The 23,942-nt window shown below is 43.9% G+C and carries 19 protein-coding genes and 1 tRNA gene; 4 read left to right on the plus strand and 16 right to left on the minus strand.

Annotated features, from left to right (window positions below):
- Positions 1–54: 54 nt before the first annotated feature.
- The 7 genes from AC4E8B_RS15240 to AC4E8B_RS15270 form a co-directional block, all read right to left on the minus strand.
- On the minus strand, positions 55–1,605 hold the full coding sequence (locus AC4E8B_RS15240; protein ID WP_490214213.1) for a response regulator: 1,551 nt from the start codon (positions 1,603–1,605) through the stop codon (positions 55–57).
- Entirely contained in the window at positions 1,598–3,400 is a 1,803-nt protein-coding gene (locus tag AC4E8B_RS15245; protein ID WP_490214214.1) for a sensor histidine kinase, read from the minus strand. Before AC4E8B_RS15245 ends, AC4E8B_RS15240 begins: the two co-directional genes overlap by 8 nt.
- 225 nt (positions 3,401–3,625) lie before the next feature.
- Complete coding sequence (locus AC4E8B_RS15250; protein ID WP_490214215.1) at positions 3,626–4,735, minus strand: glycoside hydrolase family 88/105 protein; 1,110 nt, start codon at positions 4,733–4,735, stop codon at positions 3,626–3,628.
- A 156-nt stretch (positions 4,736–4,891) separates the two neighbouring features.
- Positions 4,892–6,232, minus strand: a complete 1,341-nt coding sequence (locus AC4E8B_RS15255) for an ABC transporter substrate-binding protein (protein WP_490214216.1) — start codon at positions 6,230–6,232, stop codon at positions 4,892–4,894.
- A 40-nt stretch (positions 6,233–6,272) separates the two neighbouring features.
- Complete coding sequence (locus AC4E8B_RS15260) at positions 6,273–7,109, minus strand: carbohydrate ABC transporter permease (RefSeq protein WP_490214217.1); 837 nt, start codon at positions 7,107–7,109, stop codon at positions 6,273–6,275.
- Between the two features lie 5 nt (positions 7,110–7,114).
- Entirely contained in the window at positions 7,115–8,056 is a 942-nt protein-coding gene (locus AC4E8B_RS15265; protein WP_490214218.1) for a carbohydrate ABC transporter permease, read from the minus strand.
- Positions 8,057–8,273: 217 nt separating this feature from the next.
- Positions 8,274–9,572 carry a Gfo/Idh/MocA family protein gene (locus AC4E8B_RS15270; RefSeq protein WP_490214219.1) on the minus strand — a complete coding sequence of 433 codons (1,299 nt, stop codon included), beginning with the start codon at positions 9,570–9,572 and terminating at the stop codon, positions 8,274–8,276.
- A gap of 215 nt (positions 9,573–9,787) precedes the next feature.
- Here AC4E8B_RS15270 and AC4E8B_RS15275 point away from each other — a divergent pair, with 215 nt between their 5' ends.
- Entirely contained in the window at positions 9,788–10,891 is a 1,104-nt protein-coding gene (locus tag AC4E8B_RS15275; protein ID WP_490214220.1) for a type I phosphomannose isomerase catalytic subunit, read from the plus strand.
- A gap of 46 nt (positions 10,892–10,937) precedes the next feature.
- Here AC4E8B_RS15275 and AC4E8B_RS15280 read toward each other — a convergent pair whose 3' ends face one another.
- The 5 genes from AC4E8B_RS15280 to AC4E8B_RS15300 form a co-directional block, all read right to left on the minus strand.
- Positions 10,938–12,269, minus strand: coding sequence for a YjiH family protein (locus tag AC4E8B_RS15280; RefSeq protein WP_490214221.1), 1,332 nt, complete (start codon positions 12,267–12,269; stop codon positions 10,938–10,940).
- Between the two features lie 34 nt (positions 12,270–12,303).
- On the minus strand, positions 12,304–13,275 hold the full coding sequence (locus tag AC4E8B_RS15285) for an agmatinase family protein (protein ID WP_490214222.1): 972 nt from the start codon (positions 13,273–13,275) through the stop codon (positions 12,304–12,306).
- 1 nt (position 13,276) lies between these two features.
- Complete coding sequence (gene hutI, locus AC4E8B_RS15290; protein WP_490214223.1) at positions 13,277–14,539, minus strand: imidazolonepropionase; 1,263 nt, start codon at positions 14,537–14,539, stop codon at positions 13,277–13,279.
- Positions 14,536–16,212 carry a urocanate hydratase gene (hutU, locus tag AC4E8B_RS15295; protein WP_490214224.1) on the minus strand — a complete coding sequence of 559 codons (1,677 nt, stop codon included), beginning with the start codon at positions 16,210–16,212 and terminating at the stop codon, positions 14,536–14,538. Before hutU ends, hutI begins: the two co-directional genes overlap by 4 nt.
- Positions 16,213–16,353: 141 nt before the next feature.
- Positions 16,354–17,826, minus strand: a complete 1,473-nt coding sequence (locus AC4E8B_RS15300) for a helix-turn-helix transcriptional regulator (RefSeq protein WP_490214225.1) — start codon at positions 17,824–17,826, stop codon at positions 16,354–16,356.
- 164 nt (positions 17,827–17,990) lie between these two features.
- Here AC4E8B_RS15300 and AC4E8B_RS15305 point away from each other — a divergent pair, with 164 nt between their 5' ends.
- Both AC4E8B_RS15305 and AC4E8B_RS15310 read left to right on the plus strand, forming a co-directional pair.
- A complete protein-coding gene (locus AC4E8B_RS15305) occupies positions 17,991–19,088 on the plus strand; it encodes an aromatic acid exporter family protein (protein ID WP_490214226.1) in 1,098 nt (365 codons plus the stop codon).
- Positions 19,089–19,153: 65 nt separating this feature from the next.
- Positions 19,154–19,236 (plus strand) — tRNA-Leu (locus tag AC4E8B_RS15310).
- A gap of 102 nt (positions 19,237–19,338) precedes the next feature.
- Here the strand turns inward: AC4E8B_RS15310 and AC4E8B_RS15315 are convergent.
- The 4 genes from AC4E8B_RS15315 to AC4E8B_RS15330 all read right to left on the minus strand — a co-directional run bounded on the left by AC4E8B_RS15315 (position 19,339) and on the right by AC4E8B_RS15330 (position 22,305).
- A complete protein-coding gene (locus AC4E8B_RS15315) occupies positions 19,339–20,079 on the minus strand; it encodes an SGNH/GDSL hydrolase family protein (protein WP_490214227.1) in 741 nt (246 codons plus the stop codon).
- A 121-nt stretch (positions 20,080–20,200) separates the two neighbouring features.
- Positions 20,201–20,464: a DUF2188 domain-containing protein gene (locus tag AC4E8B_RS15320; protein WP_490214228.1), complete on the minus strand. Its 264-nt coding sequence runs from the start codon at positions 20,462–20,464 to the stop codon at positions 20,201–20,203.
- 118 nt (positions 20,465–20,582) lie between these two features.
- Positions 20,583–20,891, minus strand: coding sequence for a hypothetical protein (locus AC4E8B_RS15325; protein ID WP_490214229.1), 309 nt, complete (start codon positions 20,889–20,891; stop codon positions 20,583–20,585).
- A 199-nt stretch (positions 20,892–21,090) separates the two neighbouring features.
- Positions 21,091–22,305: an MFS transporter gene (locus AC4E8B_RS15330; protein WP_490214230.1), complete on the minus strand. Its 1,215-nt coding sequence runs from the start codon at positions 22,303–22,305 to the stop codon at positions 21,091–21,093.
- A gap of 296 nt (positions 22,306–22,601) precedes the next feature.
- On the opposite strand from AC4E8B_RS15330, the gene AC4E8B_RS15335 reads away from it, so the two are divergent.
- Positions 22,602–23,816, plus strand: a complete 1,215-nt coding sequence (locus AC4E8B_RS15335) for a SpoIIE family protein phosphatase (RefSeq protein ID WP_490214231.1) — start codon at positions 22,602–22,604, stop codon at positions 23,814–23,816.
- Positions 23,817–23,942 lie beyond the last annotated feature (126 nt).

A 23,942-nucleotide genomic window follows, 5' to 3' on the forward strand; every position in this document is an offset into this window, starting at 1 on the left:
TGCAGAGCTTCCAATTTGGCATTAAATCAATAAGCAGCCAGGCAGGATTATAGCTCATTCAAACTGCTTTTTGTATTCGGCAGGAGTATACCCTGTATATTTTTTAAAGCAAACACTAAAATATTGGGGATTGCTATAGCCTACCTTCTCACATACCTCATACGTTTTCAGATCCCCCGAGCGCAATTCTTCCATCGCTTTATTCATTCTTAGTTCCAGCAGGTAGTCCCCAAAATTGAACCCTTTTTCGAGTTTGAATAAATTGCTTAAATAAGGTGTGCTGACATGGATGATCTCAGCCACTTTTTTCAGGGTCAGTGTACTTTCATGAAAATGTTCTTTAATGTATGATATCGCTTGATCAACATGGCTGAAATGATTTTTATCTTGTTTCCTATGCAACGCATCTGCCCACTGCAAAACAAGTGAATGAAGAATTTCCATCATTTCAGTAAGCGTTTCTATTTTCATAATTCTCTCATATACTTCGGAAAAATTAATACTTATGGTTTCTTCCTTTTTCCACTTTTCAGATTCAAAAAACAGCAAAGTACTGAACTTTAGCGCAAGGACTTTTAAATCTGACAACGGCACAGTTTTTCCTTCTAATATCGCATTGTTTAATCTGGTGAGAGTTTCACTTACCTTTTCAGGGATACCGAGCTTGATTTGGCTTTCTAATTCTGATTCTAATATATGCAGAGAATCATCTGCTTCTCTCTCGCCTGACACGGTATCTTCAAAAGAAAATACCCTCCCTGTTCCCATGATATGCCTTAAATCCATGGCAAGCCTTGATTCCAGAAGTGATTTTCCGAGCTCGAACAGATTCTGATAGGTTCTTCCCAGCGTTATTGTAGCAGAATGTCCATCATGCTCATAAAGTGTATGGATTATTAGATTGGCCAGCTGGCCTTTTCTTGTATCATTCAAGCCATCAAGTGATAAAAGGACTGCACACTCATTGAAATCTATATGAATGACAATACATTGTCCAGGTGTAAAAAGGGAGGAAGCAGCCTGTTTCATTAGTTTAATAGAATTCTCACGGAGACCTGCAGATGCGTGAACAAGAACAGCAGTGAAGCTTGGCCCTTCTAATTCAACCCCGAGCTCATTCAATTCCTTCTCCACATCTACCTGCTGGTGTCCCTCTCTCATCAGCTCCTGAAAGAACTTTTGCTGAAGAAAGGGCAAGGACTCTGTAACTTTCATTTCTTTCCTGGCTTCATGTTCCCAATCTGCCGCTGCTTCCTTTGCTTTCAAAAGCAAATGATCTGAATCTACCGGCTTCAGCAAATAATCAAACGCTTTCATTTTAAGGGCCCGCTGAGCATACTTAAACTCTTCATATCCTGTCAAAAAAATGATCCTGGTTTCCGGGCTGATTTCCCTGACTTTCTTCCCCATCTCCAAACCATCCATAAAGGGCATATTAATATCCGAGATAACCACTTGGGGCTGCTCCTTTTCAATCAACCCCAGCGCCGCCTCGCCATCCCCCGCTTCTCCTGCAACAACAAATCCATGCTCTCCCCAATCGATGGACTGGCAGATCCCTCTGCGGATAATACGGTCATCTTCAACAACAATCACCTTATACATTCTCGCTGAACTCCCCTTTTGTCTTGGGAATAATGATGCTCGCCACTGTCCCGCTTCCTGGTTCACTGGCTATACTTAGTCCATACTCATTTCCAAAATGGATTTTAATCCTTTCATTTACGCTTTTTAGACCAATCCCGATAAAGCCCTTGGTTTCCTGAAAAGAAGACTTCATTTCGTTAAGAATATCCTGAAGTTTTTCTTTTTCCATCCCATTGCCGTTATCTGCAACCTCTAAGTAAATGGTCTCTTTATCCTGGTAACCTCTTATCATAATCTTCCCTTGCCCTCTTTTCTGTTTCACTCCGTGGTAAATGGCATTTTCAATAAGTGGCTGCAAGGAAAGCTTGACAATATCATGGGAAAGGACTTCTTTTTCTACGTCGATAATATAAGAGAAGTCATCACCGTAGCGCATCTCCTGAATGAATAAATAGTGCTCGATATGCTCCAATTCATCTTTAATAGGAATAATTTCTTTTCCTCTGCTGATTCCAATACGGAAAAAGCTGGACAATGCGCTTACCATGCTGCTTGCCTCCTTATTAAGCCCCATATCACATAATCCCTTAATTGAATACAGCGTGTTATAAAGGAAATGCGGGTTAATCTGAGCATGCATAATGGCAAACTCCAGCTGCCGTTTCTCTTCCTGCTCCAGGCGGATCTGGTCCATCAGTGACTGAATTCGCAAGAGCAGTTCTTTAAACCCATTATGAAGGACTTTCATCTCCTCTGGGCCTGATGTTTCATGATAAAAATCCAGGCTCTTTTTATTGATGGTCCGCATTTGCTCTGCCATTTTCTCGAAAGGCTTTGAAATATACTTCCCTACCAGATAGGTAAGAAATATCGCACTTACTATCATCAATAAGATGAAGAAAACAGTAGAATGCTTTATATAATTCACTTTGTTTAATATTTCATCCTGCGGGACTACTGCTGCCAGCTTCCAGTTGTTCGGTTTGACTGTATCATAAATAACAATCATATCTTCCCCGGAAGCGCTTTTATAAAAAAATTGCCCGTCCTCTTCCTCGGTTTGCTGAAGGGAGCGGAGAGTTTTATTATCCAGCTTGTATTCCGTTTTCACGGTTTTGGATTCATATTTGCCGTTAGGGCTGATCAAAGTCAGATAGCCATTATCACCGATGAGTGATTTGTTCAGCACCTGCTCAAAGAATTCATCGCGAAGATTAAATAATACGATTCCTTTTTCTGAATAGTATTCCTTTTCGATCAGCCGGAACACCGACATCACTTCATGTTTGGTATCAAAAATTTGATCCTGGTGTATATTTCTCCAATAAAATCCCTCTTTGCTTCCTTTATAATGATTAAAATACTGATCATAGGAAACCGTCGGGTTAGCTGTGTAATCACTATGATACAGCAAAAACCCTCCTTGATTGAGATCGATCAGGACGGATTCCAGTATGATATTATAGCGCGAATAAATAAGCTGCAATGTTTTATCTATTTCCACATAATACTTTGGTTTAATGTCCGCCTGTTCCATTCCAATCAAGTTTAAAACCATTGGGTCATTCGAAACAGCCACTATCTGCTGAAACACGTCTGTGAGCATATAATCCAATGAGTTTTTTGTCTGAAAAATGGTATCATTGACATTTTTATATGCATTTTCTTCAACCTGGGCAGTTGCAAGCAAGGAGGAAACCAGCCCGGAAACGGATATAAAAATAATAATGATCGGTAAATAAAGAGTATTAATCGTTGATTTAATCGAGAAAAGGAAATATTTGCGAATGAAGTTTTTTATTTTCATAACCATCTTTTATGTTCCCCTTAGAAGCAAAATAGAAGATTAGATCTCCTGACTTAAACAATATCTAATATTCTATCAATGGTAAATAAGTTTTTTCTTAATTCGAAATATTTTTTCACTTTTTACTGCATGTCCTTCAATTAAATGACCTTGTAAAATAAACCTTTTCATGTGCAGGAATCCGGCACAAGAAAAGGTTCATTTCCTTATCATACAGGATGTAGCCGGCTGTTATGCTTTCAGCAGATCATGGTATGCCATGCTTCCCAAGATAAAGGCACCCATCCCATGGAGGTCATTGATTGATGTAGGGCGTTCTGCATAGTAGTCATAAACACCTGCTGATGTCCCGATTACAATGCCCTTTAAATCAATTGCTTCCTCTTTTTCATCGACCATGTGTTCCAGCAGGCCTTTGTATGCCTTATCACAAATTTCACGGTAGGTTTCATCAACATAGCCATGCTGAATTCCTTTTGCAATAAAATACAGGAATAATGACGAACAAGAAGATTCCAGCCAGTTATCCTCAAGGTCACCTTTGTCGATGATGTTAAACCACAGACCTGTTTTTTCATCCTGGAAATTGGCAACCGCCGGTATGAAGCTTTGAAGAGAAGTGATCCATTCTTCCTGGCCCCGCTTCTTATCTCCAAGAATCTCCAGCAGGTCGATCAATGCTGTACCGTACCACCCAACAGAACGCCCCCAGAACTCAGGTGAAAGGCCTGTTTCAGGGTCAGCCCATGGCTGCACTTTTTTCTCATCCCAGGCGTGGTAAAGCAGGCCTGTTTTCTCGTCTGTCATATGCTTTCTCATCAGCTTTTCCTGAAGCAGGACATGCTGGATCAATTCTTCCTCATTGAAGTGCTCCGCATAAAGCAGCATGAAGGGGCCTCCCATAAATAAGCCATCCAGCCACATTTGATAAGGGTATTTTTCCTTATGCCAGAATCCATTCTCTGAGGTTCTGTTAATCGTCTCCAGCGCGCTTCTTAAACGCTTTGCTGCAATCATATATCTTTGATCTTTCGTTTCTTCGTATAGCGGGAATAAAAGAATTCCTGCCATTGTAGAGTCAAGCTGGTCCCTTTCAAAGCGGACATTCCCATATTCATCAATCAAGTTATCAAAATAGGCTTTTATATACTCAAAATATTCTTTTTTTCCTGTTGCTTGGTAGACCCTGTACATGCCATATAGAAAAACCCCTTGATGATAGTGGAAATCATCTACCGGCGGAAGCTCTTCTGCACGAAACGTCTGCATAAGTGCCTGGCATGCCTTTTCAGCCATCATCAAAGGTGTTTCAGTCGTAATCTTATCAATTGTTTTTCCCATTATTCTGTCTCCTTTTCATGTGAAATTAGTAGCAATCAGACAAAAAGGATGCCAATAAACTTCAACACCCGCTTTGTCCTGATTGTAAGCCGGCAGCATCACCCAGGTTGAAAGAAAGGGACTTTACTGCGTTAAGCCTTAATTACATACTTTTGATTACTTATTAAAAGTGTCGTCATATTTTTTCTTTGAATCTTCAATTGCTTTTGCCCATTCATCTAAGAAGTCTTTGGCAGACTTGTCGCCCGTCATTACTGCCTGGAATCCAGGGTCTACCAGATTATCAAGAATAGAACGGTAATCCGGTAAATAGAAAGGAGGCATATAAAGTTTTGTATCCTCATTATTGTAGACATCAAATGCTACCTTGATATGCTGTGCATCCTGTACCCATTGGTCATCTAATACATCTGAATTTGTCGGGATTTGACCAGTCTGTTCATTCCAGTAGCTTTGTGCTTCTTCAGAGTTGACGAATTCAATGAATTTCCATGCTTCATCCTGATGTTCAGAAGACTTGAACATAGCCAGGTTAACTGCGTTTCCGCCTTCAGCAACATATTGGCCATCATCTGTGGCCGGCAGCGGGATCAGCTGATATGTCCCATCTTCCAGAGCTTTTTTGTGTTCACCATAAGAACCTGGGTTGTGATGGACCATCGCGACAACACCAGTATCAAATCCAGCGATCATTTCTTTGTAGCCATTGGTAATATCGCTTTTTGGAGTGAATTTATCATAATAAGATACATATTTTTCAACGAAGTCTACGTGCTTTGGATCATTGATGTTGGTTGTTCCATCTTCGTTAAAGTAATCCAAACCGCTATTTGCAAACATTGCGCGCTGGATAGTGAAGGATGCACCAGCACCTCCGCGGATCGTAAATCCATATCGGCTCTTATCTTTATCTGTCATCTTTTCAATGGCTGTAAAGAAATCATCCCATGTTTTAGGTTCGGCGGCTCCTGCTTCTTTGAACCAGTCTGAACGGATCCACAGAGCATCTAAGTTCTGGGCATATGGAATGCCATAAAGCTTTCCATCCTGGGTAATGGATTTATTGGCTTCTATTGCATTGCTATTCAGCTTTCCGCTGATATCTGACGACTCAAAGTAAGAATCAAGCGGCGCCAGTGCTTCGCGGATTGAAAACTCAGGCAGCCAGGTTGTCTGGACAGACCCAATGTCCGGTGTATCCTCGGCGGCTATCGCTGCATCATATTTGGATTTTGCTGATTTATTCGGAATTCCGACATATTCAACATCAATATCAGGATTTTTTTTCTCAAACCGCTTGATTACTTCTTCCCAAAAAGGCGTACGCGCCGGGCCTGCGTTTTCATCCCAGAATTGGAGAGTTACAGGTCCATCGGATTTTTCACCAGAATCTTTGCCTTCAGATGAAGCCTCATCCCCGCCAGAGCAGCCTGTAAGAACTAACCCGGCAGCCATTGAAAGAGCAAGTATTGAATTGCCCCATTTTTGCTTTAACATCGTATTTCCTCCTTTTTTAAACCGTATATTTTTGTATTTATCAGCCTTTGACAGCCCCGCCCATGCCATTGACAAGGTGTTTCTGTGCGTAGGCAAATAATATAACTGCAGGAATTAAAGCGATTACACTTCCGGCTGCTAAAGCTCCATAGTTGACATTGAATTCGCCCAGCATCGTACTTAATCCAACCGGGAGCGTAAATCTCGAATTCTGATTGGTCAGCATCAGTGCAAGCAGGAATTCATTCCAAGTGTAGATGAAAGTAAAAACGCCTGTTGCCACAATGCCGGGAAGCAATAGCGGAAATACTACATGTCGCAGGGATTGCAATTTTGTACAGCCGTCAATCATTGCAGCTTCTTCCAGTTCCTTTGGTACGTTTGCTATGAATCCGCTCATCAGGATGGTCGTAAAAGGAATCTCAACTGCCGTATATGTGATAATCAGAGCTAGCGGATGGCTGATTAATCCCAGATTCTTAAAAATGACAAACAATGGGATGATCATCATAGCCCTTGGTATAAATTGGGTGGATAACAGCATCAGCAAAAACCCTTTTTTTCCTTTGAACTGATATCTTGCCAGTGCGTATCCAGACAAAGTTGAACATATAAGAACAACAATGACAGTGCAGATGCCAACAATCAGGCTATTCTTAAAAAAGGTCGCAAATCCGATATTAGTCCATGAATAGACAAAGTTTTCAACTGTCGGGTTGACCGGGAAATACTGCAAAGGTCTCTTTACTATATCTCCTTCCGGCTTTAATGCTGTGTTGATCGTCCAATAGATTGGAAAGATAGTAAAACTGAGCATCATGGCCAAAGGAAGATATAAAGTCAGGATTTTATCTAATTTCTTATTTTTTGAAAACAATCAACTCACTCCTTTTCATAACGGGATAGCCTCAAATAAAGGATGGCAAAGATTAGAAGTATTCCAAATGAGACAACCGTTAAGGCAGAACCGTATCCAAAGTTGCTTCCATGAACAGCCAAATCTGCAATATACATCGTCAGTGTCGTTGTCGCGTGTGCAGGCCCGCCGCCCGTTAAATTGAACAGGAGGTCAACGTTGTTGAATTCCCAGACAACTCTTAGCAATGTAGTCAGCACTATCGTATTTTTCAGTTGAGGCAGAGTAACGTAGATAAAAGATTTCCAGCGGTTTGCTCCGTCTACCCTTGCTGCTTCATATAATTCGTCCGGTACACTCTGAAGGGAAGCTAAGAGAGTGATTGCAAAGAAAGGAATCCCCCTCCATAGTTCAGCAATCACCACAGCTGCAAAAGCGGTGGATGTGCTGGCTAAGAAAGCCTTCGGTTCGTCTATGATTCCCACCTTCATAAGCATGTCATTGATTACTCCCATATGCTCATTAAACATCATAGACCACATAACAGACGCCAGCACCCCTGAAATTGCCCATGGGATGAAAGCAACCGCACGTGCAAACCCCCTGAACTTGAAAGTCTGGTTCAGCAGCAGGGCCAGGATCATCCCAAAGATTAGCTGCAGGCCGACCTCAGAAACTACCCACTTCACACTATTGATTAAGCTGGGGATAAATAGTTCGTCCTGCGTAAAGATGTTTTTAAAATTATCAAGCCCCGCAAAGCCATTATAATAAGGTGCTGAAATGTCATAGTTTTGCAGACTATAGTAGAACACAGTCGCAATCGGGTAAAACAAAAATCCTAAGATAATAAGAAAAGATGGCAGTATAAAAAGATATGGAATCAATTTTTCTTTTTTAATTTTCTTTTTCTCCACTGCCTTCTTGCTGTTGATTACTGATTCAGGAACTCCTGGCGAGTAACTCATCTAGTTTCCCCCTTTCTCTTGATTTAATTGTAAATGAAAACGTTTTCTAAAATAATTAAAGATTTTAAGATGATAGGGTAAAATTTTAAGATATTTTAGTTAATTCAGTTTTATCAGAATTCCACTGGTTGAAATTCCATTCAGTAACATGGCTTTGATGTTCCAGCAAAAACCTGCCCTTTCCTTTACAGGATCAGGCAGGTTCGGATTAAGCATTTTATTTGCTGATGGCTTGCTTGCTGGCAAATAGGAGCTCGTTTATATTCATTGGCTTTTTTTCTTTCACAGACCGCCATACGCCTTCTCCAACCGCTATTGAATAAGCACCCGCCTGCGATCCTGCCAAGATGGGATAGTTTCTGGCAGGGTCAGGGCCAAGGAAAAGATCTTCCAGCAGAATGGGATCGCCGCCCCCGTGGCCCCCAGGATTTTTAACAACCTCTATTGTTTCTTTCGCACCGAAGAGCGGAAAATAATCAATGGTTTGTTCAGGATATTTGAAATGAATCCGTGACGGCTCATGATACTCTGCCGTTTCGATCCTCCCCTTTGTTCCATTTATCGCCAATCGGTAACCCTCATAAGGAGAGGAAAAATTAATAGAATAGCTCAGCAAGCTTCCTCCCTCATATCTAACTGAAGCCACATAGGTATCCTCAATGCTGATTTCTTCATCATAAATACAGGCATCCGGCCTGTAATTAGTGTAAGGTACTTCCTCATATACTCCTGCAAGCAGATGGTCGTCTTTTACAGTGCTGGTTCCGCTGCGGGGATTCCAGCGCCTGAAATAGGTGCACTTGCTTTGTTCAGCACATGTTCCGCAATAGCGGCTCGGTACTTTTCGCGGATTTAATTCTCCATCAGGCCCGAAATAATTCAGGCTTCCATATGCAAATACCTCTTCTGGCTTTTGATCCAGCCACCAATTCACCAGATCGAAATGATGTGTTGATTTATGGATTGATAAGCCTCCGGAAAAATTCCTGTCACGATTCCATCTTCTGAAATAACTGGATCCATGGAATGTATCTATATACCAATTTAAATCCACGGAAGTAATCCTGCCGACCTTGTCTTCCAAAATCATTTCTTTAATCTTCCTGTGAAATGGACTGTATCGATAATTGAATGTGACAATCACTTTAGCACTGCTTTCGGTTTCGGCATTCATGACTTTATTGGCATCTGCCGCATTTGTCACCATCGGTTTTTCTGTTATGACATCAACCTGCTTCTTTAATGATCTTAAAATATATTCAACATGTGTATCATCCCTGCCTGCGACAATCACATAATCAGGCTTTGTCTGGTCAATCATTTCTTCAAATTGTTCCGGATTATACGTCGGAACATGTTCAAGCATCGGAAATTTCTCTTTGCATACCTTAAAGCGATAAGGATCGGAATCCAATATCGCTGCAATCCCGGTTTCTTCGGAAAATTCATTCATCATGGGCCGCATAAACATTTCCAAAGCCCGATTGCTGACACCGCAAATAGCATATTTTTTCATTCCTTATCCTCCATTTATATTTTTGTTAGCGCCGCCATCGCACTGGTACCGATAGTGTAAATCAATCTCTGCATCCTCTCAATGAATTAATTGACGGCTGAAGGAATCTCTTAAAATTTTACTCATTCATCTTAAAATCTTTAATTATTAATGGAAGCGCATTCACTTACTATTAATACAGACATACTTTTAAATAAAGATAAGGAGGAACATATTTGAATAGACATATTTATGATGGTTCAGCACCCATAAAGCTCTCCCCTGCTCGATCATGGCGAACCTACCTTGGCGGAAAACTGATTGATGAAATTCATGGAAAAGAAGATCCCAAGGATAGTCATTTCCCGGAAGAATGGATGATATCAATTGTTTCAAGCCGAACGGAGGGCCGGGAAGCGGACGGATTAAATAAACTGGATCTGGCTGGCATAAAAATCACTTTAAAGGAAATGGTAGATGAGCACCCCATTGAATTTTTAGGCAAACAGCATGTTGAGAAACTTGGAAAGCAGACTGGTGTTCTCGTAAAATTAATCGATTCGGCTGAGCGTCTAATTATTCAGGCCCACCCTGACAAGAAAAAAGCCCAGCAATTATTTAATTCGGCATATGGCAAGACTGAATGCTGGCACTTTATTGGAGGGAGAGAAATCAACGGGGAACCTCCGTATGTGTATTTAGGATTCAAACCCGGTGTCACAAAGCAACAATGGAAGAACTTATTTAATGAACAAGACATTAAAGGCATGCTGGATTGCATGCACAAGTACTATGTCCGCCCTGGAGATACCTTCCTGATTGAAGCTGGCATCCCCCATGCCATCGGAGCGGGCTGCCTGCTGGTTGAAATCCAGGAACCCACTGATTACACAATCCGGCTTGAAAAATCCTCCCCTTCCGGATTGCAGCTGGAGGACTACTTGCTTCACCAGGGACTGGGATTCGAAAAAATGTTTGATATATTCCTGTACGAAACTTATACGAGCGAAGAAACCTTGGAAAAGTGGAAAGTACCTCCTGCTGTATTATGGGAATCAAAAGGATTTAAAGAAACCGAATTAATTGGATATCAGCAAACACCGTGTTTTAGAATGACCCTTATCGAAGTGGAAAGAGAGGTTGAAATTACGGGAGACGGAGTGTTTTCCGGATTATATATTCTGTACGGGAACGCAGTGGTGAAAACGGACGAAATGGAGCAATTTGTTAAAAAAGGCGATCAGCTGTTTATTCCTGCAAATACATTCAACTTTTCAATAGAAAGCACAGGTGAAAGTCCCGTAAAAGCATTGAGATTATTTGGTCCAGCCTTAGTATGAATCGGTAAAGAAAAACAGCACGGCCGAAGCCGTGCTTTTTTTCTTTCTAGAGCAGCAAATAGACAAGCGGTGTACTAATAATCAGCGTCAAAATCACCCTTTCAATCCAAATAGCGATGAGCACGGGGATGGAGAGAGGAATTTCCGTCGACACGATACAAGGCACAAGCGCAGAGAAAAAGATGATTCCTGACACAGAGACAATCGCAATGACAACCTTCAGTTCCAGTGCAGCTTCAGTGACCAGCAGGGCAGGAAGAAACATTTCTGCTATGCCGAGAGCGCTTGCCTTGGCAGCAAGCATCGGCTCCGGCAGCTGCAGAACTGATGTGAACGGATAAAAGATATAGCCAATCCAGTCAAAGACCGGTGTGAACTCAGCTAAAATCAGGCCAAGCAGTCCGATAGACAGGATGGAAGGCAGGATAGCCATGGCCATTAACAGCCCATCCTTCAGATTAATCCAGACGTTCTTCAGCAGGCGCGGTGAATAAGCGGCTGTTTCCCTAGCCGCAGACCATGCTGCGGTGAAAAGGTTTCCTTCTATCTTTTTCTCCGGCTGCGGGTCAGAACCTTCATAATAATCTTCTTTTATTTTTGATAAAGGCCAAATTCTGACCGTTATCGCTGTCACAAGGAAGGTTATGAAGAAGGTAAGCCAAAAATACAGATTCCACATTTCCATCAGACCGAGGGTCTTTGCCACAATAACCATGAACGTGGCAGAAACGGTTGAAAAGCCAGTTGCAATGATGCTTGCTTCTTTGCCGTTATACTTGCCTTCTTTATAGATGCGGTTTGTTATCAGCAGGCCGACCGAATAGCTGCCCACAAAAGAAGCGACAGCATCAATTGCAGAACGTCCGGGCGTTTTCCAGATGGGTCGCATGATTGGCCTTGCTAGAACCCCGATGAATTCCAAAAGGCCGTAGCCTACCAGCAAAGAAAGGAAGACAGCGCCTATTGGCACCAGCAGGCCGACAGGTATAACAAGCTTATTGAATAAAAACGGCCCCATATCCGGGTCAAACAGCCAGGCTGGGCCCTTATTCAGAAGAATCATGATGCCTACCAGCAGGCCGGCCACCTTAAACAATGAAAAAATAATATCTGTCAGGGATTTCTTCCATTTCCCTGTCCAAAAAGGATATATGGCTCCGGCAGCCAGAATGAGCAGAGTATAAAAAGGGATGGCAGGTTCCGCTGCCGTTTGAATGTAAGTCACAATATGATCAAGCAGAATGGAATTCTTTTCGCCGATGGTGATGGGGACGAAGAAAATGAACGCGCCTATGAAACTGTAAACGAAAAATTTCCACATAAATGGCGTTTTGGTGCTTATGTCTGTACCTGGCTGTTTTGGCAGATTGGTTTCCATATCAATCGCTCCCTTAACAGTGAGTGTTCAATCCTTACTTGCGCAATGTGCAGCCGGTCATAAATTGCAGCCAGGCATAGACGCCCGCTTTTACCGTTTCTGATACGTTTGAATCTTTTGTCGGGTCGAGACAGACAAAGTCAATATGCAACACATGCGGACACTTCCCAATTTCGAGCAGGACATCAAACAGTTCGGCAGGCATCATACCTCCCGGTGTCGAGGCAGGCACGCCCGGTGCTGCTGATATGTCCAGAACATCCATATCCACTGTTACATAAACCCGGTCTGTCCTGGCTGCCAAATCATACAGTGACTCCTGCACTGTTCGGATAAGCCCCTGCTTCCGGGCATTCTTCATGGTGACCATCCGGATCTTGTGTTCTTTTGCGTATTCTACCAGCGGCCTTGCATTGAAATATCCATGAAGCCCGATATTGACTATATCCTCCCCCTTAACAGCGCCGCCGTCTATAAGCTGGCGGATCGGTGTGCCATTTGCAGGCCCCAGTTCCTGCGGATCTCTTACATCCAGATGGGTATCCAGCTGGAGGATGCCGATTCTTTCTTCAGGAAAGGCTTCCTTTATCCCTCGCACAGAACAGGCTGTGACTGAATGGTCCCCGCCGATCAGGCAGCTGACAGATCCCGGGAAGCCTTTTGCCAGTTCATAGGCTGTCTCCTGGATACGGCTGTGGGAAAGGTGAATATCAGTCGTATGCATAAGAACATCTCCTGCATCAGCAGCAGTAAAAGTGGTCAAATCGATATCTTCATCAAGATTATAGGCTGCGTATCCCTTCCACATTTTCCTGAATTCCTCCGGGTATAGGGATGCTCCTGAAACACTGATGGATGATCTTGATAAGGGCGCTCCATAAATGATGACATCGGGTTTTCCCTCTATCCGCTCCAGCGGACAGACCCATTGATGGACGAATTCAGGGGAACTGCTTTCAGCATAATTCCAGGACCAGCCGGGTTTTGTCAGCCAGCGCGCATCCATCTTACCCCACCACCTTTATGCCGTTTTTCCAGACAGAATGAACATGATTGACCCCGAACAAATATTGCAGCTCCCGGTAGTCCTTCACATTCCACATAACAATATCCGCCTGCTTGCCTTCTTCCAGTGACCCTGCTCGATCTTCTCTTCTGATGGCGCATGCGGCATTATAGGTTGCAGCGGTCAATGCCTCTGCCGGCGTCATCCTCATCAAGATGCAGGCGAGATTCATGACGAGGGGCATGGAGGTCGTCGGTGATGAACCAGGGTTGCAGTCTGTTGAGATTGCTACAGGCACCCCTCTGTCAATCATCATCCGCCCTTTGGCCGCTTCCTCCCGCAAATAAAGAGCTGTTGCCGGCAGCAGACAGGCAATCGTTCCAGACTTTGCCATCGCATCTATTCCAGCTTCCGAGGCCTTCAGCAGATGTTCTGCTGAGATGGCCCCTGCCTTGGCTGCAAGCTCTGCTCCTCCATAGGACTCAATTTCATCAGCGTGTATTTTAGGAATCAGCCCGAATTTTTTTCCGGCCTCAAGAATCCTTTCTGCCTGTTCAGGAGTGTAGACGCCCAGCTCGCAGAATACATCATTGAATTCTGCGAGCTTTTCAGCAGACACAGCCGGCAGCATATCATTTATGATATAGTCGACGAACTCATCTTCCCTGCCTTTGTATTCCGGCGGCACTGCATGTGCCCCCATAAAGGTTGGGACAATATCAACAGGATGCTGCTCATTCAGTTTTTTCATTGTCCGCAGCTGCTTCAGCTCTGTTTCGAGCTCCATTCCATAGCCGCTTTTCCCTTCAATTGTTGTCACTCCATGCGCAAGGAAGGAGTCAAGGCGCAGTGCTGTCTGCTTTATCAGCTCCTCTTCCGATGCCTCCCTTGTCATTCTTGCAGTCGCGTGGATTCCGCCGCCGCTGTTCATGATATCCATATAGCTGGCACCTTCTAGGCGCATTTCAAACTCCCGTTCCCGGCTGCCGCCATATACTGCATGAGTGTGGGGATCGACCAGCCCGGGTGTGACAAGCCGGCCGGAAGCATCAATAATCTCTGCATTCTTCAGGATGGCTCCATACTTTTTTTCTACTTCTCCTGCTGCCGCTGCTGCCAAAATTTTGCCGTCCTTAATCAATAAGCTCCCGTTCTCGATCAATCCCAGCTCTGACATATCACTTTTTGAACGCGGCCCTTTCACATCTGAAGCGAGAGTGGCAAGCTGGGAGGCATTTTTAATCCATATTATCCTGCTGCTCATTTCCGCTCACTTCCTTTATCTAACATCGGCATGTTTATGCCTTTTTGCCTTGCTGTCTTCTTGGCCAGCTCATATCCGGCATCCGCATGCCGGACCACTCCCATGCCGGGATCAGTGGTGAGCACCCTTTCAATGCGCATTTCAGCTTCCTTAGTGCCATCTGCAACTATGACTACACCCGAATGCTGGGAGTAGCCCATCCCGACTCCGCCTCCATGATGAAGGGAGACCCATGTTGCTCCCCCGACTGCGTTGATGAGGGCATTGAGGATTGGCCAATCTGAAACAGCATCAGATCCATCCAGCATCGATTCGGTCTCACGGTTCGGAGAAGCGACTGAGCCGGAATCCAAATGGTCTCTGCCGATTACTACCGGAGCACTCAGTTCCCCGCTCGCGACCATATCATTCAGTATCTTTCCGAATCTGGCTCTTTCTCCGTAGCCAAGCCAGCATATGCGGGATGGGAGCCCCTGAAACTGGATTTTTTCCTGAGCCATCCTGATCCAATTGCATAAATGCTCATTATCGCTGAACTCTCTCTGGATAGCCCGGTCGGTTTTATAAATATCCTCAGGATCTCCTGAAAGAGCTGCCCACCTGAAAGGTCCTTTTCCTTCACAAAACTGCGGCCTGATATAGGCAGGCACGAATCCGGGGAAAGCAAAAGCGTTTTCCACACCTTCATCTTTTGCCACCTGGCGGATATTGTTTCCATAGTCAAAAGTAATCGTGCCATTTCCCATCATATCGAGCATAGCCCTTACATGATCTGCCATAGAAGATTTTGACCTTCTGACATATTCCCCAGGGTTCGCTGATCTCAGCTCCTCAGCTTCACTAATAGTCATACCGGCGGGGATGTACCCATTCAGCGGGTCATGGGCAGAAGTTTGGTCTGTCAATACTTCCGGGATGAAATTCGTTTGCAGCATTTTGGGGAGTATTTCAGCAGCATTGCCTACAAGCCCAATAGAAAGGGCTTTCCCCTCTTTCTTTGCCTGCTCAGCCAGGGAAATGGCCTCCCCCAATGAATCCGTTTTCATATCGGTGTATCCTGTTTCAATCCTGCGGTCGATCCTTGTCTCATCCACTTCAATCCCGATGCAGACACCGCCATTCATCGTGACAGCAAGCGGCTGTGCCCCTCCCATGCCTCCAAGGCCGGCTGTTACAGTAATAGTGCCTTTAAGGGAACCTCCAAAATGCTGATTGGACAGCTCGGCAAAAGTTTCATATGTCCCCTGAACAATCCCCTGGGAGCCAATGTAAATCCAGCTTCCAGCGGTCATCTGCCCATACATCATAAGGCCCTTGCGGTCAAGCTCATGGAAGGTTTCCCAGTTGGCATAGGCCGGTACAAGGTTTGAATTGGCAATCAGAACACGCGGGGCATCACAATGCGATTTAAAAATCGCAACAGGTTTGCCTGACTGGACAAGAAGTGTTTCGTCATTTTCCAGCTTCTTAAGCGACTCCACTATAGCTTCAAAGCATTCCCAGTTCCTGGAAGCCTTGCCGATCCCCCCATAGACAACAAGCTTGTCAGGCATCTCTGCTACCTCTGGATCCAGATTATTCATCAGCATCCTTAGCGCTGCTTCCTGCTGCCAGCCTTTCGTATTCAATTGATTGCCCCGGTATCTTTTCACTCTCTCAGCAGCTTTTCCCATCACAATTACCTCCTGAATATGGTTTCTTTCATTTTACTGCGGGACAGGAGGTGATGAATTTATAATCTGGTGATTTCTTTATAAATGGTTGCACCCTCAGCGCAACAGATTGACATGTTTTTAAGAAATATTTCGAATTGTTTAAATATATTCAGCTTTTTTCCGTCTATAAGATACAGGTGTTTCTAACACAATTGATTTAAACTTGGACGAAAAATAAGATGGGTGTGAATACCCGCACATGCCGGCTATCCTTTCAATCGGCAAATCTGTTTCAAGCAGGAGCCGCTTTGCCTCCCGGACTCTGATTTCATGAAGCCTTTCACGGAAGGTCAGCCCTATTTCTGCTGCAAACCGGCGGCTCAATGTACTTTTATGCATTCCGAGCGATTCTGCACAATCTGATAAGTTCCAGCCTTCGATCCAGTAATTTGACTCTATCAGTTCTTCGGCTTTTTCAGCAGCCGAGACAGGATCATCCATTCCTTTGCGGTTATATTCCATGAAAAGCAAGGCCGCAAATTGCTCAAGCTCCTTGACAATCTGGTGGATGGTCGGCAGATGGACTATCTTCTGAAAAACATGGTGATAGTTTTCCTCCAGCAGTTCAGACTGAAGCTGATAGGTTTTCATATACCTTCTCGCCTGTGCAAGCACACTTGTCAGACGGACCCTGACCAGCTCCGGATCCGGGTATGGGGATTTCAGAGCAAGGAATTCTCTTTCACACCAGGAACGAATAGCTTTTTCGTCTCTTTTTTCAAGCATTTCTATCCATTCCCTCTGCTCGACCGGTGTCAGGAGCGGGTCCATTCCCTTTGTTAAAGAAGAATGATTTTCTGAAATGATAATGTCATAGCCTTCAAAAAAAATCAGTTTGGTCAGCATCCGCACATGCTGGTATGCATCCTTCAGCGATTGCGGTTTCTTTGTTATATGTACGATGACAGCCAGGGGAGCGGCAGGAAAGCTTTTTTTCCAATCTGCCATAAATGAGTGGAACTCATCCTGAGCATTCCCATTCGTAGAAGTTCGTACAAAAAGAACGAACTCCGACAAAGCGAACACTTTCCCTGCTTTAATGGAAGTATGACTGCATAATCTGCTGTACAATGTCTGAAAAGCTGAGCTGTTAGGGGTAAGGAACGCTGCCATTGTAAGGCCCTTGTCCTGTTCCCCGTTCGAGATGAACAAATCTGGATAGCCAGGTTCATGGGAGGCAGATTTCCTGGTTTGCCCCTGCTCCGGCCTATTCCTGAGTTCAAATCGGATCTGCTGGACAGCCCTTACCAGGTCTGAAGAAGAAAATGGCCTGAACAGCACATCCTCACCCTTATATTTCAGTGCACGGTATGCTGTCTGAAATATCCTTTCAGAGGAAATCCCGAGCCAGCGCACTCTTTTATTCTTCAACTCTTCCGCTTTTTCCCCGGCCCCCTGGTCCCAGCTGTCCATATTAATGATGGAAAGTCCTGGTGAATCAAATTCTATGCCATTAAGAAACTCTGTCTGATCTTTCCAAATCCGCAGATCAACCCCGCTTAAATGGGACTCCAGCACCCAGCGTATTCCCTGAGCCTCCAAATCATCTTTAGGAACTAAATGAATGAGCATAGCGGCACTCCTCTCTCCTTTTTTCTTTGCATATCCACTTGAATCAATGCTTATTGTATTAGTCAGCATTCCAGCTGAATCTTTTCTTCCCCCATAGAGCATCATATTTGCGATATAATATATATATCATGAAAATAAATAATACAGTAAAAGAAGGCAAAAAAATGAAACCTTTCCTATTTAAATTTGCTGGCGGGAGAATTGTAAAAACCGGGATTGCTGTTTTTGTGACAGCCTTTATCTGTCATTTGCTGGATTGGCCTGCCATGTTCGCAGTCATAACTGCCATTGTAACAATTGAACCGACTGCTGCCGATTCAATCAGAAAGGCATTCATCCGCTTTCCTGCTTCTGCCATCGGGGCAGGTTTTGCCGTTTGTTTTGCTTTCCTGTTAGGCGACAGTCCTTTTTCTTATGCATTCGTTTCGCTTGCCACAATCATTGCCTGCCATAAACTGAAACTTCACGAAGGTACGGTTGTTGCAGTGCTGACAGGAGCTGCCATGATTTCGACTGTCCATGATCATTATGCAGCATCCTTTTTTATCCGCCTCGGCACAACCTGCACCGGCTTGGTCGTCTCGTCTTTAGTCAATATCTTCATCATGCCGCCGCAGTATTCGAAGACCATTATGCTGGGAATCGACTCAGCATTCGAAAAAGCTTCTTCTATCCTGCTGAAGTCATTTACTCACATGTCCGGCTCTCCTTTTGAAAAAGCAAGGCTCCTAGAAGATTTTCAGAACCTGTCGAGGGACACGGAGAAAATTGAAAAATTATGTTTATATCAGAAAGATGAATGGAGATTCCACCGTTTTACCCGTAAAGAAATAAGGTGCTTCAGGCTTGAATATAAAAAATTGATCATTCTCCGCCAATTGATTTATCATATCGGCAATCTGTTTTATTTGCCAAAATCCCGGTTCAGCTTTGATCAGAAAACAAATATTGCGATCATGCCGGTCATGGAAACCGTCTCACGCGTCCTTAAGGATAAAGAATTTATACCTGAAGAGGATTATCAGACTAAAGTAAATGCGCTCACACAGTGGTTCAGCGAACAGAAAGAATTTATTCCCTTGGCTGACCTGCATCCGGACCAGCATCATCATATCTCTCCTGAAACTGCGGTATTGTTTGAAATACTATCCCTCCATGACCTTGCCGAAGAACTGCTGCATGTCAGATCACTCGAGGGCCGCGGGAAGGAACTGCTGAATGCAGAAATAGAAAAGCAAATAAAATCCAATAAATTTTCTTGAAAATTTATTAAAAAAGTAGTGTACAAACATAATTATTATGCTATAATAAATTCAGTTGCTAGTAAGCGGTTGTGGCGGAATGGCAGACGCGCTAGATTCAGGTTCTAGTGGGGGCAACCCCGTGGAGGTTCAAGTCCTCTCAGCCGCATAAAAAGATTTACCGAAAAAAGCGATTTGCTTCTGCAAATCGCTTTTTTCTATTACTTCTATGAAAAAATTCAGGAAGAAGGCCAGCCGGCAGCCGTCCTTCCTATTCTGATGCAGATGCCAATGAGGCATTATCCATATTCCCGGTTTGCATGAGGGCGGATAGATAATTGTATATCTCTGCCCCCAGGATCTTATATCCCCATTCGGTCAGATGGATTCCATCGGCTGAAATTAAGTCTGTCAGATCTCCGGCCTGTTTTAATGCAGATCTTACATCTATTTTCATTACATTCAGTTCATCCGCAATTTTATTGAGACTTTGATTATATTTCCCATGCCAGTGCTCTATCCCGCCGACTCTGCATATCCAGCTGCTGATTTGTGAACTGAACTTGCCAGAAATATTCTCATAATAGCGGACTGGATCAAGCGGAGGCAGGGTCAGGAGGATTGGAGTAATCCCGCTGTTCTTCACTTTCTCTATCATACATCTGAGATTATCTGCATACTTGTCCAGCGGAACTGAAGCAATATGTTCACTGTCTGGATTTTGCGCAACCTCTTCCCATGAAAAATTACAATCATTGCCGCCGATGCTGATGATGGCAAAATCGGGTTTCACATCAGTTACATCCCGTTCAAGCCGTGACAGCAGAAGATTCGAATTATCATTAAAGACACCTTTGTTCAACACTTCAACATGCGGCCCCGCTTCACCTGCACCATTATTTCGAAATAACTCCTGAAGGACAGCTGGATAGTTCTTTTTTAAGATTCTCAGCCGCCCTTTTAGGTATGACACTCCGCGGGTTAGACTATCACCAAAGCAAACTATTTTCATGATGGACACCCTTTGCATTTTAAACTTTATTTTAGAATAGCATATTACCTCTTTAAAAACGAGTACAGTGGTCCCGCATTCCAACAAAAAGGCTTCAGCCCTGGGCTGAAGCCTTTAATTCTTATTGGCGGTAATTCTCCTGGTCCTCTATCCTTCCTTCATCATTATGGATAATGGCCATTGTACCTGCTTCCTTCGCCATATCCTTAGCCTTGTCCACAGCTTCGGATTTGGAACCGGTTGTTAATTCCGGCTCATCTTCGCCTTCTTTTTTTACAGCCCAGCCTTCCTCATCACCTGGCACAACGTGGAAGTTTGCTTCATCTGTCCCGGCTCGCTCCTGGAAATACTGATTGCGGTCATCGTTATTCTTATTGTCTGCCATATGATCAGCCTCTTTCATTAAAATTTTTTCTCCACTAAACTATTACCCCTTCATTTTTGAAAAAAACACGGTACCCGCATCATTTTGCCAAAAGAAAAACAGCCAATCAACCGACTGGCTATTTCTTTTCGACACGGACCAATCCGTCCCTCATATTGTCTTTTTCAAAATAACAAACCACTGTATCTTCTTTTTTAATGATGATGTTCTGGTCAAGATCATCCAATGTAAATGATATGCCAAGCCCATCAGCTGATTTCCCGTAATACGTGCCATCCTCTACCTTTGTAATTCTATATTCAAAAGAAACATAGTCTTTTTTCTCTTCTACATTAGCATTTGTCTTTTTTGCATCGAATTCGAATGAGGAAATCAATACAAATAAAACAGCAGACAGCAGCGATAAAAGAATCAATCTTTTAGCCATATGTATCCCCCCATGGACATAGTTTTAGCATCAGAAACTTTCAAATTGACGCATCCTCTTTTTCTTTTCCCTGAATTCCTTCTGCCAAAACCATGATTAAGACTTTTTAAGTTATTATCATACTGCTGTTCCTGACTGCATCATAGTGTCAAAAGACACGGTGACTGCCTTTTTAGAGAACCAAAAAACATGGAGCCTGCTATTGCAGTGCTCCATGTTTTTTGTGTTTATCCTCTTTCTTGAGAAAAATAAGGTACATGACCATTGAAATCAAGACTGATACTGCAGCTGTCGAATAGATGCTGCTATAGCCGAACCAGTGGCTGATCTGGCCGAATAGCATCGCTCCAATTCCCACCCCAAGATCAAAGAAAGAAAAGAATGTGGCGTTCGCCATCCCCCTTCTGTTCTTTGGCGCCTGTTCAATCGACCATGCCTGCAGGGCAGGCTGGACGCTGCCAAAACCCAGCCCATAGAGCACAGCTGCCAGATATAAGATGCCGGTGCCCGGCAGCCATGAAAGCAGGATCATCGCGATTAATATCAGGAAGGCCCCTGGTACAAATATAGCTTTATGGCCCTTTAAATCATAAACCTTACCGGCAAAGGTCCTTGTCAGCATGATGGAAAGAGCATAAATCAGAAAATACCATTGAATTCCGCCGATGCCCTTCTGAGCTGTATAGAGCGGCAGGAAGGAAGCAATCCCTCCAAAAGTCACAGTGATAAAAAACAGCAGGACAGAGGGTTTCAGTGCACTTTTCTCATAGAAATCCCATTTAACCGGAGCGGCAGCGGACTGGCTTTCTTCCACTTCTTTATAGCGGATCCGTGATGAAAGCAAAAAAGCCGCCCCTCCAAGTGCAGCACTAATCAAAAACAGCTGTTTGAATGTCAGTACTCCTGCAAGTGTGAGTCCCAGCGAAGGACCGAGAGCAAGGGCGATATTGCCTGAAAGGCCATAATAGCCCATACCTTCCCCCCTTCTTTTAGGAGGAATAAGGTCACTTGCGATTGTCCCTGAAGCAGTAGTGGCAAATCCCCAGCCCACGCCCTGGATCACTCTTAACAAAAATAAAAATATGATTCCAGGCACAAAACCGAATGCCCCTACTGCAAGCACAAAAATAAAGAGGCCGAGCAAGTAAACCCAGCGCCTGCCTTTTGTTTCAAGAGCATGCCCGGCATACGGCCGGAGAAGCAGGGCAGAAAATGTGAAAATGCCAACCACAAATCCAATCAGCTGATCGTTGCCCCCAAGGTCTTCAACAAATAAGGGGATGGTAGGCAATGTCATCTGAAAGCCTAAAAATACAAAAAAATTAGCAATGCAGATCAGGACAAAATCTCTTGTCCATATTTTGTCTGCATCCGATACCTGCTGGAGATCCACTTTACTTTGTTCTTTATCCATATAACTGGTTCTCCTCTCTATGTAAAAATCACCATTTATTTTACAGCAATCCTCTGCAGCTGCCTAATGAACGGCCTCTGTTTAATTTATACTTTGTACCGCACCGGGAATTTATAACTGGAATTCCGAAAAAATATGTTTAACGCCCATAAAAGAAGGGTATATATTGCGGAATGGTTTTCCTGAACCGCTATCATACATAATATTCATACAGGTAGTTGTTTCCCCAGCCTGACAGATTTAAAACCGTTTTATGAGGAGCTGAATGTGCTTCTTTCTTAAAGGAGATAGTGAGAATGTCGATTTTAATAGTGGATGATAACCAGGTAAATTTGTTTGTAGTTGAAAAGATTTTAAGGAATGCCGGGTATGACGACTACAGGTCTTTTACATCGGCAAAAGACCTTTTCAAGCATTTGGAAAGCGCCGGGCCCGCTTTTCCCCAAAGTACACCAGATGTCATCCTGATGGATATCATGATGCCTGAAATGGATGGGATCGAAGCATGCAGGCGCCTGCAGGAAAATCCCCTGTACCGGGATATCCCCGTCATATTTGTCACTGCCCTTGAAGATTCTCAAAAGGTAGCAGAGGCGCTGGATGTAGGCGGCATCGACTACATAACGAAGCCTATCAATAAAGTGGAGCTTGCAGCCAGATTAAGGGTTGCCCTGAGGCTTAAGGAAGAAAAAGATTGGCATAAAGAACACGAAAAAAAAATAAAGGATGAACTGGATCTAGCCCAGCAGGTCCAGCATAATCTTTTAAGCGAAATGGTTCAGGAGGATCACATACATATTAATGCTTCCTATATTCCCGCATTTAAATTGGCAGGCGACATGTATTATTGGCATAAGATTGATCAGAACAGGTATGCAGCCATCGTATTGGATATGATGGGGCATGGCATTTCAGCCTCCCTCGTCTGCATGTTCATTTCCTCTGTCCTGAGGGATGTGATCAGGAATTTCAGTGACCCGGAAAGAGTCATCAAAGAGCTGAATAAATGGATGGTCATGCTCGAGAAAAAAAAGAGCGGTCTCCATTATTATTTTACAGCGGTATATCTGGTGATCGATACAAAGAAAAAAACAGTGGAGTTCGTAAACGCCGGGCATCCGCCATGCTTTGCCCTTGTGGATGGACGGGAAACGGTCCCCATGAAAAAAGGCAGCTGCGCCATCGGCTTCTGGGATAACATACAAGTCGAAAAATCTGTTATCGAGTATGAAAAAAGCATTCAGATCCTTCTGTACACAGACGGGGTCATGGAAGCCATTGAACGAAAGTTTGAGGATGGCATTCCCTTGCTTGCAGAAGCAGCGGGAAGCAAGTGGGACAAAGAAACCATTGATGCACCCATCAATCTGATCATTCCTAAAGAGCTCCAAGCATGCCAGCCGGATGATATGTGTGTCGTCATGATCCAAGCCAAGGCGGAAATCGAACAGGTGCTGAAGCATCCGGCCGTTGAAGCCGCAGAGAAATATTCTGCTGCCGGGCTTGCTTAGAGATGCAGACTGGCCAGCAGGGCTGCACCCAACAATTATTGCAGCCAGATGTCCTGGCCTGCTCCGAAAGCTAAGTATAATACAAACGGAAGGGCGGAACCATCATGGGTTCCGCCCTTCTAATTC

Source organism: Bacillus sp. SRL543 (genome assembly GCF_984799205.1).

Excerpts from the sequence above, each read along its gene's own strand:
- AC4E8B_RS15255 (WP_490214216.1), bottom strand. The coding sequence starts at position 6,232 with ATGTTAAAGCAAAAATGGGGCAATTCAATACTTGCTCTTTCAATGGCT.
- AC4E8B_RS15330 (WP_490214230.1), bottom strand. The coding sequence starts at position 22,305 with ATGGATAAAGAACAAAGTAAAGTGGATCTCCAGCAGGTATCGGATGCA.
- AC4E8B_RS15280 (WP_490214221.1), bottom strand. The coding sequence starts at position 12,269 with ATGGAAACCAATCTGCCAAAACAGCCAGGTACAGACATAAGCACCAAA.
- AC4E8B_RS15250 (WP_490214215.1), bottom strand. The coding sequence starts at position 4,735 with ATGGGAAAAACAATTGATAAGATTACGACTGAAACACCTTTGATGATG.
- AC4E8B_RS15325 (WP_490214229.1), bottom strand. The coding sequence starts at position 20,891 with ATGGCTAAAAGATTGATTCTTTTATCGCTGCTGTCTGCTGTTTTATTT.
- AC4E8B_RS15335 (WP_490214231.1), top strand. The coding sequence starts at position 22,602 with ATGTCGATTTTAATAGTGGATGATAACCAGGTAAATTTGTTTGTAGTT.
- AC4E8B_RS15240 (WP_490214213.1), bottom strand. The coding sequence starts at position 1,605 with ATGTATAAGGTGATTGTTGTTGAAGATGACCGTATTATCCGCAGAGGG.
- AC4E8B_RS15320 (WP_490214228.1), bottom strand. The coding sequence starts at position 20,464 with ATGGCAGACAATAAGAATAACGATGACCGCAATCAGTATTTCCAGGAG.
- AC4E8B_RS15285 (WP_490214222.1), bottom strand. The coding sequence starts at position 13,275 with ATGGATGCGCGCTGGCTGACAAAACCCGGCTGGTCCTGGAATTATGCT.
- AC4E8B_RS15270 (WP_490214219.1), bottom strand. The coding sequence starts at position 9,572 with ATGAAAAAATATGCTATTTGCGGTGTCAGCAATCGGGCTTTGGAAATG.
- AC4E8B_RS15305 (WP_490214226.1), top strand. The coding sequence starts at position 17,991 with ATGAAACCTTTCCTATTTAAATTTGCTGGCGGGAGAATTGTAAAAACC.
- hutI (WP_490214223.1), bottom strand. The coding sequence starts at position 14,539 with ATGAGCAGCAGGATAATATGGATTAAAAATGCCTCCCAGCTTGCCACT.
- AC4E8B_RS15245 (WP_490214214.1), bottom strand. The coding sequence starts at position 3,400 with ATGGTTATGAAAATAAAAAACTTCATTCGCAAATATTTCCTTTTCTCG.
- AC4E8B_RS15315 (WP_490214227.1), bottom strand. The coding sequence starts at position 20,079 with ATGAAAATAGTTTGCTTTGGTGATAGTCTAACCCGCGGAGTGTCATAC.
- hutU (WP_490214224.1), bottom strand. The coding sequence starts at position 16,212 with ATGGGAAAAGCTGCTGAGAGAGTGAAAAGATACCGGGGCAATCAATTG.
- AC4E8B_RS15300 (WP_490214225.1), bottom strand. The coding sequence starts at position 17,826 with ATGCTCATTCATTTAGTTCCTAAAGATGATTTGGAGGCTCAGGGAATA.
- AC4E8B_RS15265 (WP_490214218.1), bottom strand. The coding sequence starts at position 8,056 with ATGAGTTACTCGCCAGGAGTTCCTGAATCAGTAATCAACAGCAAGAAG.